This window comes from Marinoscillum sp., from assembly GCF_965229915.1.
Taxonomy (GTDB): Bacteria; Bacteroidota; Bacteroidia; order Cytophagales; family Cyclobacteriaceae; genus Marinoscillum.
Genome location: NZ_CBDDJZ010000001.1, coordinates 1,713,168 through 1,728,262 on the forward strand (window position 1 = coordinate 1,713,168; position 15,095 = coordinate 1,728,262).

The following is a 15,095-nucleotide window of genomic DNA, read 5'->3' on the forward strand; positions in this document are numbered from 1 at the left end:
TTGATCTTAAGTTGGTCCTAAATACTCTTGGTGATCCGTTTCCCATTTAGTTGATAATCTTCCAAAGTGAGCGTTACCTTTTTGGCAAACTCCAATTCTAAAAACCATTTGAGACTGGTTAATTCACTAGTTATCTCTTCGTTAGTCCAGAAATCCTTGCCTATTGGAAGTATGACCACATATTCGGAGGCCTTGGTTTCCAACCTTACCACGTTCGGATAATCCTCCGAAAAGTATTCCATGTCGAAAAGTAGATTTGCTAACTTCTCAACATCTGCCTCCGATGTATGCTCATCAAAATAAACATCATTCCCTTTGAAAGTGATCTTTTCTCCAGGAAAAGGCGGTAGGGTAAACCCAACACCCAAAGCTATTGCGAGATAAATGATCATTCCAATTAAAGTAACTCCTGCCACTCTCCAATTAGATTCTTTTTGACACCCCAGATCAAACTCCTTTTTAACTGAATCAGCAAGAACATAGTGATACAAAACCCAAAAAATGATGCCTATTAATGATGGAGCAAGTTGCGATGGTACTTTGTCAAAAACCTCGTCTGGTATCGCTAACAAGCCGTAGACCAATAAAACGGTGAATATCAAAGTTGCTGCAATCGAAATGTAGGCCTGCTTCTCCTTATTGAGCCGATGCAAGTTCTTGTAAATCAGTATGCCGGGAGCAATTGGCCCTGCAATTACAGCTGAAATACTAATTTGTTTCTCTGTATATAGTCTCTTGTGGGATTCCATAATTGAAAATTGAACCTGCTAAAGCTACTCAAATTGAGAATTTAATGACTTTATATTTTACCTCATTCGATGAAATCTGATGGAATGAACTGCCAATAACGGCAAACGTGCCCTGTCAAGTAATCCTGTAATTGCCCAATTTTGTCGAAAGAAAGTGCCGCTATCTACTGAACATTTTATTTATTTAAGGCTGACTTAACTTAACTGTAATGATTAACAAACCAACCTTTGCTACCATGCTTGTCATGGTGACCCTCATTTCTTATGCCCAAACCAATTATAAGTTCGGCAAAGTATCTGAAGAGGAATTACAATTAACAGAATGTGCGTTCGAACCTGAAGCCAACTCTATGGTTTTGAGTCATACCGGTGACCTTTGGTTTGAATACAATGATGTAAAAAACTCCTGGCAGTACCGTCTGGAAATTGTCAAGCGCATCAAAGTATTTAATAAACTGGATAAGGATATAGCTAATATCTCCATCAGTATCTATGATCCAGAAAACAGCTCAGACAAAGAGCTGATCATGAACCTGAAAGCCTTTACCTATAACCTGGAAGATGGAAAAGTCAATAAGACCAAGCTTTCCAATTCAGAAGAGTACAAGACCAGAATTAGTGAATACCGAAGTGACATAACCTTTGCCCTTCCTGAGGTGAAGGAAGGATCAGTCATTGAGTACAAATACACACTTATATCTGATTTCATCAGCAACCTATATAGCTGGCATTTTCAAGATGACATCCCTGTTGCCTACTCGCAGTTTACCACCAAAATCCCTCAATTCTTCAATTATACACCCAGCCAGGTAGGCACCTACGTACCACTGGAAATAGATGAGTCTGGTATATCCGAATCATTCACTTATTCTTATAAAACTGAACAAGTAAATGGCTCTAATCAGCGTAAAACTGGGAGCATTGAGTCTTCCAGTAAGTTGACAACTTATGTAGTAGAAAACGTTCCCTCTATGCAGGACGAACCCTATATGAGTAATAAACCAGATGTACCAACCAGACTGGAGTTTCAGCTGATGTCTATACAAATGCCAGGTCAAGCGCTCAAGCCGATAGCTGGAAATTACGATCAGTTTAATGAGACGATCATGGACTGGGGTTCATTTGGTGTGGTACTGAAGAAGGGAAATTTTTCAAAGGACCTGATCGCTAACATGAACGTCACAGGTGACAGTCTGGCTATTGCACTTTACCACCACGTTAAAGACCATTTCACACATAATGGCAGCTATGGTTTCACCAGCTCTGATGCTGGCAGAAAGGCTTACAACGATGGTACTGGTAGTGTAGCAGCTATTAATTTGACTCTGTTAGCCATCCTCAGAGAAGCCGGATTCACAGCCAATCCTGTAATTCTCAGCACAAGAGGCCATGGTCTTCCACACCCTATTTATCCTAATTATGAGGAGTTTAACTACGTAATAGCCGCTGTGGAGCTTTCCACTGGAACAATACTATTGGATGCATCCGCTAAATCTGCCTTTGGTATACTTCCACAAAGGTGCCTGAATGGTAACGGATGGATGGCTTCTGAAGATGGAGGACAATGGATCAACCTGAAACAGCAGGCACAGCACGAAACCACCACCATGATCACGATCAATCTAAACGAAGAAGACATTCAATCAGCGCATGTGGTCAAATACTCAGGATATGCAGCTGAACAAGAAAAAGGAGGATATGACTCTGAGGATGAGTCGAAATACATTGAATCACTTGCAGCAAATTTTGTGGACGCAGAGATCAACGATCTAAGTTTTGACAGTGAATCTGCTGATGTGAAGGTGAGCTTTACCGTGAATAAGCCAGGTGATCTGGAAGATATTATCTACCTACAACCCCTTCAAATGGGCATCATTAAATCGAACCCTTTCAAAAGAGAAACACGGCAATCGATAGTAGATTTTGCCTATCCCTTGAGCAAATCAGTAATAGTGAGGATCACTATTCCAGAAGGCTACACAGCGGAACTTCCAGAACCGTCCATTGTGGCTTTACCCAACAAGGGCGGACGATTTACTTACAACGCTTCACAGATGGGCAATACCATAAGCCTGGTTTCCAAATTTGATCTAAACCAAACAATGTTTAGTCCAGATGAATATGCATCATTGAAACAATTCTATGACTTGGTGGTGAAGAAGAACACTGAAATGATCGTCCTGAAAGCCATCTAACCATGAGGTATTGCATACTTATATTCTTTCTGCTAAGTGCGACGACAGGATGGGCCCAAACCATTCTTGAGCAGGTGCCAGATTCCATCAAGCGAAACTCGAATGAGATAGTGCTCATTGATGAGACTGAATTCGAAATACTGGATATTGGGAAAACACGTGAATTACACCACTATCAAGCGGTCATAGTCAACAGTAAAGCTTCAGATCGCAACATTGTCACACTTGGCTATGACGAGTTTACTTCTATCTCTAATGCGGAAGTGATTATATCAACAGTCGGTGGCGAAGAGATTGAAAGGTATAAGCTGAAAGATTTTAGAGATTTTAGCGAGAAAGGCAGCAACCTGGCCTCTGACAATCGATCCAAGTACCTCAAGCCATTGGCACAAACGCCTTATTTGATTGAGGTGACCTACGAGTTAGAACATAATGGATCGTTATTCTACCCAACGTGGGTTCCTCAATCAGATGAACATCAGGCAGTTGTCAGTGCACGGCTAAAGATTATTAGCAAAAACATTCCCTTTAGATACAAAGCTATCGGCATGTCTGAACCATCGATAACCAATGATGGCACATTTACCTGGGAGATCAATGGTCTAAAGCCATTTGAGTATGAAAACTACTCTCCTCAATACTATCATTACACACCAATGTTGTATACCGCTCCAAATGATTTTGTGATGGACAATTTACAGGGAAACATGTCATCCTGGGAAAACCTTGGTAAGTGGCAATATGAACTGATGAAAGATCAGAATACCTTATCCGAATCAGTAATTGAAGAGGTCAAAGCTATGATTCCTGAGGAAGCATCTGAATTGGACAAAATGCGAATTGTGTATGAATACGTTCAGAACAATACCCGATATGTGAGCATTCAGCTTGGTATAGGTGGTTGGAAGCCTTTTGACTCTCAGTTTGTTCATGAAAAGAAATACGGAGATTGTAAAGCACTTTCTTTTTATACCAAGTCCTTACTGGAGGCAGTCGGCATTCAAGCATATTATACGCTGATCAATGCCGGACCATCCAAACGCGAGCCGTTTAGTGATTTCCCGGCCAGGGTATTTAACCATGTGATTGTAACGGTTCCTACTGCCAAGGATACTGTGTGGCTGGAGTGTACTTCTCAAACCAATCCATTTGGCTACCTGGGGACTTTCACCAGTGACCGGAACGCTCTGATGGTTACTGAAAACGGTGGTACGCTTATAAGAACCAAAAGATATGGAGCCAAAGAAAATGAACAACAAACGATCACGACAATTGATATAAAAGAAGATGGCCAGGCGACGGTAGCATTATCCAGAAAATATGCTGGCCTTGAAATTGGAAACAATCGATTCTCTGCGGCAATTCATGCGTCTGAAGATGAACAAACCAAATGGTTCTACGACAACCACAGTTGGGGTTCGGTCACAGTGGCATCACTTAACCTTACCAAACCAACCTCCGAGATTATACCCAAGGGACAAATGGACGTAGAACTAGTCATTGATAATTTTGCTTCGGTTAGTTCTAACCGAATGTTTCTATCCCCGTTCCGTTTCACGAACCTGACTTGGATGGATGTAAAAAACAATGAGCGCACCAGAGATCTGGTAATAAAGTATCCATTCACACAAACAGACACCGTTTTTATCAAACTACCTGCCAAACTGGCCCCTGAGAATCTACCAAAAGACACTCAAACGAGTACGAAATTTGGCACTTTCGATTTAAAGGTAAATGCTTCTGAAGATGGAATTGAGCTCATTCGACAATTTCAGCTGAATCAGGGTAGTTATAGCACTGCGGAATACGCGGACTTTAGAGAATTTATTAGAGCTGTTCAAAAAAGTGACCGTCAGAAGATAGTAATGCTTGATAAAACCTGATTGGTAAAAACTATTGATTAACAAAACCCTGACGATCCACCAACTCATGGATGTCAGGGTTTTGTTTTTTAGATGATCACAGAATCTCTCCAGGTGAATTTGCCATTTTTGATTAGCGCATCGCTACTATGGTAACCTATTAGTCAAACTGCTCACCATATTTGCTCCGCTCGAAGATTTCTACATAATTCTTATTTTCCAGCATGGCATGGATCGCGTCTTCTACACTCGGGAAGGTAGCGCTGTAAGCTTCCAGAATTTTAAATCCCACATAATAACCCATATCTGCTGGATGGCCTTCAGATGTGTTTCCTCCAGAGTACAGCCATTCGGTCGACCGGAAGTTTGCATTCATTTCCAGCTCAAATTCCTTCCACAATTCTTCCTCTATCTCATTCCCATAGGTATGCAAGTGTTCGTTCATAAATGGTTGGTCGCCCAGCATGTAATAAGATACAAAATCAGCCATACCCTCCCTGATAGATTGCTCCAGTGTGGTCACATATTCAGAATTAGTGGAGGTAAAGCGCTGTTGCATATGCACAAACTCATGCACCACAACGGAAGGTAGATACTCTTTTTCCCTGGTCACAGACTGCAGCCAAACACCTAACCCTTCAGTAGGTGTTTGATCATCTTTGGCAAACATCTCCACAGCAATCAGCAAGCCACTGTCAGACACTCGACCTCCAGCCGTCATTCCGCCGATAAGGAAATAAACGTTGTGAAATGTGGTTGAAGGATAGATTTCTGCGAGATCCAAAAACGCGTGCCGGGAAACCGAAATGGTCAAAGACATGTCTAATGTATTCTTCTTTACTGCATCATAATACAAAGTGTATGACTCTTTGGACAAATTGGTCTTTAAAGTAGGTGCGAGATCTTTTTGCTGTGCATAATCCTTCAGCCCCTTAGTCCCGCGATCAATGTAAAGTTGCTGAAAATTGGTGGCAGAAAGATCATCAGAAGCTTCATACACCTCCCAGAACAACTCTATGTCGCTCGTAAAGAACTTCGGCTCTTTTGGGGCGACGACCTGTTCCTCATCACCACAAGCGACGAGTATCACCAAAAAACCGAAACCAATAATTGCCCGAAGAGTATTCACAGGAAATAGCTTTGAGAGGATTAATTACGGATATTGAACAGTAAAATCCAAATGTGCATTGCCTGTCATCCCAAACCTTTAGGTAAGTCACTGGTTCTACTAACCAAAATAACAACTTATGAAGACCTTCTTATCAATAGTACTGATCACATACACACTCTATGCTCAAGCGCAACCAGCTAGTGACATGATACCCGCCAAACATACTGACATTAAAATCCAACCAATCGGGCATGGGTCGCTCATCCTGGAGTGGAATGGTGAAGTCATCTATGTAGATCCTTATGGAGCCGATAAATATGAAGGACAAAAGGATCCGTCCATGATCTTGATCACCGACATTCACGGAGATCATCTGAACGTGAAAACACTGGAAGCGCTCAATACCGAAAAAGCAAAGTTTATTGTTCCTCAGGCTGTAAAAGAACAACTACCTGAATCATTTCAAAAGAACCTCTTCACTTTGGCCAATGGAGAAGCTCGAAAAGTAAATGACATTTCGATTTCAGCTATCCCGATGTACAACTTGCCTGAAACAGAGGATTCTCGTCACCCCAAAGGAAGAGGTAATGGCTACATTATCGATCTGGGAGAAAAGAAGATTTATATCTCTGGTGATACAGAAGACATAGCTGAAATGCGAGCATTGGAAGGAATCGATGTAGCTTTTGTCTGCATGAACCTCCCCTACACCATGGACATCAATCAGGCTGCAAGTGCAGTATTGGAGTTCAAACCCGGTATCGTTTATCCATTCCACTACCGCGGACAAGGCGGCCTGGCGGATACCGAGCAATTTAAGAAAATCGTTAATGAAGGTGATGCCTCGATTGACGTAAGGTTAAGAGAATGGTATGCCGAATAAAAAAGGCCTTGCCGAAAACAGTTTCATAAAGCCCTAGATAACTGTCAACAACAAAGCCTAAGATCTCTTCAACCAAGCAGTTGAAAAAACATACATTCACACACGCTGGTTAGAACCGCCTATATGACTCATAGCCACTGTTACAACTTTTGTATTGTTTGAAACCACTAACAAAAGAATAAGGAACATTGCGACTACCAGTCCCTGCAAAAGAGCCTACAAAATACCAGTGCTACAATACGAGGCGCCACGTATTTTACTACGAGTTGCTACGTAAAACCATCTGAATCCATGTGAATTGGTGAAAAACTCGGTAATTTTCATTCGCAACCGCCGAGACACTCATCCACCTATGCCCATATTACCAAAGTCAAGTAATTTTTTCTATACATCCCAAATGCGGATGAAGATGCTCGGACTACTGGCTGTATTTCTCTGCCTGACACGTGTAGCACTTGCGGCACAGACTCCACCAGAAGATGAAAAAATCAAACAGCTAAAGTTGGCACTGGATACGGTCAGTGGCACCAATAAAGCTGATTTACTCAATGATATCTGTGACGAGTTTGAGCGACTCTCTCTCGACTCAGCAATTACCTATTCACGCAAGGCGCTGGAGCTGAGCGAAATGATCGCATACACCAAGGGAATAGTCAATAGCTTAAACAACATTGGCTACTATCATCAGGAAAAAAGCTCCTATGATAGTGCGCTAACTAACTTCAAAAAAGCCCTTCAGATAGCCGAAAAAGCAAACGATCTTCGACTACAGTCACATTGCTGGAACTTCCTGGGGCGAGTGCACCGGTCGCTATTCAATATGCCCAAAGCAATCGACTGCTACATCAAATCCCTGGAGATACGACACCAAACTGGAGACTCCGTTGGCATAGCCATGGTTAGCGGAAACCTCGGATACCTCTACTGGTCACTTAAAGATTATGAAAATGCCGAGATCTATATGACCAAATCACTAGAGATGAATCTGCAGCTGGACGATTCACTCTACATCGGGAATGACTACTTAAATCTGGGATTGCTCTACCAAAAGAAAGGTGATTTGCAAAAAGGGATCGCCTATTCCGAAAAATCAATGGAGATACTGAAAGCCCAGAATGATCAAATTGGTGTAGCGATTCTCTATGGCAATATTTCACTTATGTTTTCCGAACAAGGTCGGTTCGACAAAGCAAAAGAGTACCTGGATAAGTCATTGGCAATGAAACTGGAACTAGGAGACAACCCTTTCTCCCTTTCCTATACCTATGGAAACTATCAAAAGATCTATCAGGACAATGAAGACTATCCGGAAGCTATCAAAGCCGGGCTGAGAGCAATGGATTTTTTGAGGAAACATCCAAATACTCAAGTAAAACAACGAGTGCTGGAAAGACTGGCCAAGGCATATGTCAAAACAGGAGACTATGAGAAAGGTTACCACTATCTGCAACAATTCATTGCCGTAAAAGACTCTATTCTGGATGAAGAAAAATCCCGTCAGATTCAGCAGCTCCAAACGATCTATGAAACCAATAGAAAGGATGTCACCATCGCGCAGCAGGAAGGCGAGTTAAAACTGGCTCAGGCATCCAATAGATTCAAAACTAGCCTCACATGGTTTCTGGCAGTTGGCTTAGTGTTGATCTTTGCTGGGATCTATTTTTTTAGGTCGTATCGGTTTGCTGTCAAGTCCAGGCAAATGGAAGAGGCTTTTGCTCAGCACTTACTAATTGCTCATGAAGATGAGCGAAAACGCATCTCTCAAGACTTGCACGACTCGGTAGGTCAAAGTCTCATTCTCATCAAGAACAAGGTTTCCCTCAATCAGGATGAGACCACCACTGAAATGGTCTCTAAAGCCCTGGAGGAAGTACGATCCATATCCAAAGCATTACATCCTGCCACACTCGACAAGTTAGGATTGACTGCCAGCATCCAGAAACAGATTCAGGAAGTGGATGAAAACTCTGACATTTTCTTTAGTGAGGAAATTGAGTCTATCGACAATATCTTCAGCAAAGAACGTGAACTCCAAATATATCGGGTGTTTCAGGAAGCAATGAATAACCTGGTCAAACATTCCAACACCAAATCGGCACTGCTTAAAATCGAGAATAAACCAACCTACATCCGCTTATCAATCGTTGATTATGGTGTTGGTTTTGATCTGACTCAGGATGTAAGCTCGCTTCAGGGCCTGGGGATGAAAACCCTGCGGGAAAGGACCCAACTCCTTGGTGGCAAAATCCTGATCGATTCAACCAAAGACAAAGGAACCAGTGTTATTTTGCAGGTGACAAAACCGACCCAGCATGTTTGACCCCACACAATTATCACTGGTCATTGCAGACGATCATCCACTCCTGTTGCAAGGTCTGTATGACACACTGAAGCACTATAAGTTTAAAAAGATCACCGCCGCTTCCAATGGCACTTCAGCGCTGGAGGCAATCATCCAAAACAAGCCAGAAATAGCCATTTTAGATATAGAAATGCCGTATCTAAGCGGTTTGTCTGTGGCCGAGGAATGTAAGAAGAGAAACCTGAATACGCGGATAGTCATTCTCTCTTATCACAAAGAGTATGAGTTTATCTCCAGAGCTAAAGCACTGAACATCAGTGGCTATCTACTAAAAGAAGATACCACAACCGAAATTTACAACTGCCTGGAAAAAGTGTACAACGATCAGTTCTACTATAGCCCTTCGGTAAAGGAGGAGCTGAGCGGATCTAACGCCATTACCAACAAGCTGCTCAACCTATCCCCATCCGAACTGAAAATCTTGAAACTGATAGCCGAGCCAATGGACTCACATTCCATTGGTGAAATGCTACACATCTCCGAGAGAACAGTAGAAAAACACCGAAGTAACATCATCAATAAACTGAAAATACCCAAGCAAGCGAACAGTCTGTCAATGTGGCAGTAGAAAACCGTCACGCTATTTTGGGTATTTAGGATAAGTTTGTGCTCTTATCTATTCATACTTCAAAGACTCTACGGGGTTGGTTTTTGATACCCTGAAAACCTGTGAGAAAATAGTCACTGTGGCTAACAACAGTAACAGTGCAGTGCCCAAAAGAACCGTACCCCATCCAAAATTCACCTGGTTGGGGATGTTGACTATCCACAAGCGATTGACGAAAAAACTCAAAGGTGCAGCGATGATAATGGCCACACCAATCATGATCAAAAAAGACCTTCCAAGCAAGAGGATCAGCTGACCTAAGCCAGCTCCTAATACCTTTCGGATACCAATTTCCTTCACTCGTCTCTCCGTGCTATAAACGGTCATACCCAGCAACCCAAGACAAGAAATCACAATAGCCAGAAAAGCAATGAAGCCAATCACTGCAGCCAGATCACCCATCCATTGATTTGACCTGGCGAGTGATTCATCATAGAAATGTGCCTGCATTGCATGAACCGGATCAATCTCTTTCCATTTTTGCTCCAATTCAGCAATGGTTTCAAGTGGCTCCGCCGAATCAATTCGCACGTTGATATAGTTAAACAGACTGGGGTCAAAACGTACCAGAAGCGACTTGTCTCCTTCACCCATCACCAATGACTGGAACTTAAAGTCCTCAACAACACCGATTATATGCCAGGTGGTGTCGCGCAAATATATCGTCTGACTGATGGCATCATTCGGACTATCAAACCCCATGATTTTCACTGCATATTCATTCACTACCAATTGGTTAGTTCCTGCTGTGCGGCTGTTGTGATTCATCCCGGCAATAACATCAAGACCCAGATTGGTCAATAGATAAGGGTGTAAACTCATCAATTCAGCTTTAAACCAGTCTTCATTCGCGGTGCCATTTTTGGAGTAGACTGTACCATAGCTATTAGGCATTGCCGGAATCATATGACAAGCCGATACGCCAGCCACACCCGGGACTTCAGCCATGGAGTTCATCAGGATTTTATAATCATTTCCTAAAAGAGGAATATTTACAATATTTTCAGTGTTCATGCCATAATCATGCTTTACATAATGATCAAACTGGCGAACTATCGATATGGTCGTAACTATAAATAAGAGTGAAAAAACAAGTTGAGCTACATTCAAAATAGCTCTGAGGCCCATCCGATTATTCCCACCTGGCATTACTCCTTTGATAATCCTAACAGGTGTAAATCGTGACAAAACCGTGGATGGATAAAGGCCAGCTATCAGCCCAATCACTACAGAAAACCCGAAGAACATACCAAATATGGAAGCATTGAACTGCAAGTCGAGGTGAAGCTGTCTGGTAACCCAAAGATTGAGAAACAGTGGTTTTATTAAAAAAAGCAAGAGATTGGCTAACACCAGGGAAATACATGCAATCAATACAGACTCCACCATGAATTGCATAAAGACATCAGACCTGTTTGCTCCGTTTACTTTTCTTACACCTATTTCTTTGGCTCGAGTAAGTGCTCTGGCCACTGACAAATTGGTATAATTGAGTCCCGCCGATATCATAACAATCAGCGCCAGAATTGACAAGATGTAATAAGCCTCTATAGGTAATTGCAGTGAAATTGGGTTTCCAAGAAACTCACCTAAACGCACGTCTGACAGTGTCTGAGTATAAAAAGTTCGATCTCCTAGCTGGACTCCTTTTGTCTCTTCAATCTGCTTTAAGGCGAGGTTTAACCCAGCCGGTGCCACATCAGGCCTTAGCATCACATAGGTATATGCCGAAGAATGGTTGTCCCACTTGCTGAGTCGATCGGCAATCATCGGAATTTGACCTGCAGTAGAAATAGAAACAAGGGCATCAAATTGAAGGTGTGTGGAGTATTGCTTCATATCCAATACCCCAGTAATGATAAAGGAGCCCCAGTCAGTGGCTTCTGCACTGCTTTCCATCCCCAAATCAATTTGAATTCCTTCCAGACCTCTTTCAGAGAATTGTATTGATTGACCTATAGGGTCTCCCAAAGGAAAAAGCTTCTCGGCAGTCGCTTGACTAATCACCATACTTCTGGGCTCCAAAAGTGCCGTAGCTTCCGCACCTTGAGTAAGCTTTAACCCCATTACATCGAAAAAATGCTCATCCGCAAAAAAACCTCTGACCTCTACGGATTTACTTTCTGTAATGACATCACCTCCAAGGCTCTTTACCAGCTGTGTTACCCGCTCTACATTGGCATAGTTTCTCAGTTCTTCGGCAATTGGTCCGGGTGTTGATGCATTGGCATTTCCTCCATTTGGGGTCTGAGTCACTACCCGGACCACCCGATCAGCATTGGGATTGAACTGGTCCATCTCAGCCTGCTCCGCAATCATCAATATGATGAGCATAGCCACAGACATGGCTACAGCCAATCCGAAGACATTGATAAACGAGAAGGTCTTGTACTTCAGGATATTCCGCATCCCTACTTTTAAATAGTTCTTAAACATAGTCCATTGAGTTATTTGAGTAATTGATTGATCAAATCCGACAATCCCGGGCCTGAAAAGCTTGATCACTTCCCATGCAAAAAGCCAATTGGCTCTGTGCTGGCCCCTGGTTTGAGTATTTTCTTCATAGAGCTCGATGAGATCACCCTCGATGTATTTCAACAATTCGGGTCGGCAGAACCATCGCAAGAATCGTAGCGGTATTTTGGGTGGGTTATTCATCTCTCAACACATCTACAGGGTTGGCCAATGCGGCTTTGAAGGTCACATAAGCAATGGAAATCAATGCGATACCAGCCACCACCAGGCCAGCCACCACAAAGAGCCCTGGGGTTAGTGTAATTCTAGTTGCATAATCATCTAAGTACCTCGACATCAAATGATACATAATCGGCCAGGTAATACCGTTTGCAAGAAGTAAGAGCCAGGCTGTTTCCTGATTGAGCAAAATCATGATATTGGACAAGCCTGCTCCAAAAGTTTTCCGTATACCAATCTCTTTCATACGGCGGAGCGTGTTGTGAGACGCCAGTCCGATCAGTCCCAGACAGGCAATGAGGATAGCCATTCCAGAGAATAGAACAATTGTTTTCCCTAGCTTTTCATCATTCTGGTACTGACGATTGTAGCGATCATCCAAAAAGAAAAACTCAAATGGATCTCTAGGAAACATCCCAGCAAGCAAGCGTTCGGACTTATCCAAAAGAGGACCAGGATGACCTTCATAGTCTATGACATAGTAGTGGATATACTCCATGTCACAGTAAAAAATCAAGGGCTCTACAGAATAACGAGAGGATAGGTGATTGTAATCATCTACAATTCCAATTACAGGCAGTTCGTATTTGTAATCAAGAACCAACGTTTTGCCGATAATGGAATCGACCTGCTGAAAACCGAATAACCTGGCTGCAGACTCATTAAGAATGACTGAGCCATCGATATCAGAGCTCCTTCTGAAAGTGTGCCCTGACTGAAGCTTGATGCCCAAAGTTTTGAAATAATCCAGACCTACACTCAGTATATCTATGGTCTGGCCTTCGGCATTTTCATTACCCTTAAGTCGAACAACTCCAGGATCTACCGCCGCCTCCCCAGGAATCTTGTTTGCTGTGGTCACAGATCGGACGTACGCCTCTCTAGAGATTTCATCAATGAATCCTTTGTGCTTGATTTGAAAAATCGAATCGGAATCCTCATCCACTTGATTGGGTCCTCGAATAACCAGTTTATTGTTCTTATCAAATCCACCATCGGACCGTCTCATCAGCTGCAGTTGGTCATGAATACCAATGGCTCCAATGATTAAAGCAACTGAAACAGAAAACTGAAAAACGACCAATCCGCGATAAAGCCAACTTTTAGAACCTAAACCAATGCGTGCCGATCCAAGCCCATGACTTGACCTAATCTTATTGAGTAGTAGGACTGGATAGATTCCAATAATTGAAGAGGCAACCAAAACCCCTAACATCAATCTCCAATCACTCAGCATTGAGCTAATGGTAAGCCAGTTCATTTGAAAGCCAATCAGACGCTGCAAATAAGGAGCCAGTATCAGTAAACCTCCTCCCGCCAGTAGTAACGCCGACACATGCACGGCAAGTGTTTCGAAGAAAAACAATCCAGCCAACTGGCTCTGATTGGCACCTAATGTCTTGCGAACCCCCATTTCTGCTGTTCTGCGAAATGTTCTAGCCATAGATAGATTGACATAATTGATCCAGGCAATGGCCAAAATGAACCACCCAATGTAAAAGATAACCTTTATTATGGTTGGATTAACTGTCTGTGCTGTGACCAATTCTTTCTCATAGATTGGATCGAAATGAATCTGCTGAACAGGTTGTAAATTGAAATGCATGTCAAATTTTTTAGATGCATTATACACTCCACGCTCCTTCAAATAGAGCTCGTTTAGCTTCTCTTCCACTCCTATTGGGTCGGCCCCTTGGGTCAATAAGAGGTAGGAATAGAATTCATGATTGGTCCAGTGGTTTTCTGCCTCCCCTTCATACCACCAGTTGAGTGTTTGGTAGCTTATCAGCACATCGAATTGAATGTGGGAGTTTTGAGGCGGATCAGCAATCACTCCGGTGATTGTATATAGTTCGCCAGCTCCGTCTACCGAGATTTGCTGTCCAAGCGGGTCTTGATCTCCGAAATACTTCTGTGCAGTGGATTCGGTCAAAACCATTGTTCTCAGCTCACTCAAACAAGTCTTTTCATTGCCACTTAGTAGTGGAAAAGAGAATATTTCAAAAAAAGATGGGTTGACAAAGCCTACTCTAGACTCACGAAACTTCTTTTTGCCGATAGAAAGTGTCAGGTCCCCATGACCTGCAGAAGCATAATCATCATACCGACTGTAGGACTTGATCTCAGGCAGGAGCTCCGAAACATAAGGAGCAAGACGTGGTGGAGTAGCAGCTAGAAATCGCCTTTCACTCCCATCAATAGAGAAGTCAGCTGTAACTCGATAGATACGATCCTTATTTTGATGAAATCCATCAAAACTGCTTTCATAAATGAAGAATTGATAGATCGCGAGAAAAGAAGCAATCCCAAGAGCCAACCCAAAAATATTGATAGTAGAATACATTAAATCTTTTCTCAAGACCCGGCGGGTCATGGTGGCGTGATGCCTTATTAGACCCAATGTGTTTATTTGCAACAATCGAGATTTGATGATGGCCGGTTTGAATAATTTCAACACTTCAAGGGTGAAATAAAACTGTGCCACCAAAACCTTCTTGGTTGACAGTTGCTCTTCATAGAGCTCGATGAGATCCCCCTCGATGTATTTCAACAATTCGGGTCGGCAGAACCATCGCAAGAATCGAAGCGGTATTTTGGGTGGTGTTTTCATAAATAAATAATCTTATGTCTG

At 42.6% G+C, this 15,095-nt stretch carries 9 protein-coding genes; 5 read left to right on the forward strand and 4 right to left on the reverse strand.

Annotated features, from left to right (window positions below; translation table 11 throughout):
- Positions 1 to 17: 17 nt before the first annotated feature.
- The gene (locus ACO067_RS07425) at positions 18 to 749 is read right to left on the reverse strand and encodes a hypothetical protein (RefSeq protein ID WP_421872564.1); all 732 of its coding nucleotides are present in this window, start codon (positions 747 to 749) and stop codon (positions 18 to 20) included.
- Between the two features lie 209 nt (positions 750 to 958).
- Between ACO067_RS07425 and ACO067_RS07430 the strand changes: the two genes are divergently transcribed.
- Complete coding sequence (locus ACO067_RS07430; RefSeq protein ID WP_421872566.1) at positions 959 to 2,944, forward strand: DUF3857 domain-containing protein; 1,986 nt, start codon at positions 959 to 961, stop codon at positions 2,942 to 2,944.
- A 2-nt stretch (positions 2,945 to 2,946) separates the two neighbouring features.
- Positions 2,947 to 4,827, forward strand: a complete 1,881-nt coding sequence (locus tag ACO067_RS07435; protein ID WP_421872568.1) for a DUF3858 domain-containing protein — start codon at positions 2,947 to 2,949, stop codon at positions 4,825 to 4,827.
- A 139-nt stretch (positions 4,828 to 4,966) separates the two neighbouring features.
- Here the strand turns inward: ACO067_RS07435 and ACO067_RS07440 are convergent, their stop codons facing one another.
- Positions 4,967 to 5,935, reverse strand: a complete 969-nt coding sequence (locus ACO067_RS07440; protein WP_421872570.1) for a DUF2268 domain-containing putative Zn-dependent protease — start codon at positions 5,933 to 5,935, stop codon at positions 4,967 to 4,969.
- Positions 5,936 to 6,053: 118 nt separating this feature from the next.
- Between ACO067_RS07440 and ACO067_RS07445 the strand changes: the two genes are divergently transcribed.
- From ACO067_RS07445 to ACO067_RS07455, 3 genes are all read left to right on the forward strand, one after another.
- Positions 6,054 to 6,800, forward strand: a complete 747-nt coding sequence (locus ACO067_RS07445) for an MBL fold metallo-hydrolase (RefSeq protein WP_421872572.1) — start codon at positions 6,054 to 6,056, stop codon at positions 6,798 to 6,800.
- 409 nt (positions 6,801 to 7,209) lie between these two features.
- Positions 7,210 to 9,120 (forward strand): tetratricopeptide repeat protein, encoded by a 1,911-nt coding sequence (locus ACO067_RS07450; RefSeq protein ID WP_421872574.1) that lies wholly within the window; start codon positions 7,210 to 7,212, stop codon positions 9,118 to 9,120.
- Complete coding sequence (locus tag ACO067_RS07455; protein ID WP_421872576.1) at positions 9,113 to 9,730, forward strand: response regulator; 618 nt, start codon at positions 9,113 to 9,115, stop codon at positions 9,728 to 9,730. Before ACO067_RS07450 ends, ACO067_RS07455 begins: the two co-directional genes overlap by 8 nt.
- 48 nt (positions 9,731 to 9,778) lie before the next feature.
- Here ACO067_RS07455 and ACO067_RS07460 read toward each other — a convergent pair whose 3' ends face one another.
- Positions 9,779 to 12,427 (reverse strand): ABC transporter permease, encoded by a 2,649-nt coding sequence (locus ACO067_RS07460; RefSeq protein WP_421872578.1) that lies wholly within the window; start codon positions 12,425 to 12,427, stop codon positions 9,779 to 9,781.
- Positions 12,420 to 15,074, reverse strand: coding sequence for an ABC transporter permease (locus ACO067_RS07465; RefSeq protein ID WP_421872580.1), 2,655 nt, complete (start codon positions 15,072 to 15,074; stop codon positions 12,420 to 12,422). Before ACO067_RS07465 ends, ACO067_RS07460 begins: the two co-directional genes overlap by 8 nt.
- Positions 15,075 to 15,095: the final 21 nt, after the last annotated feature.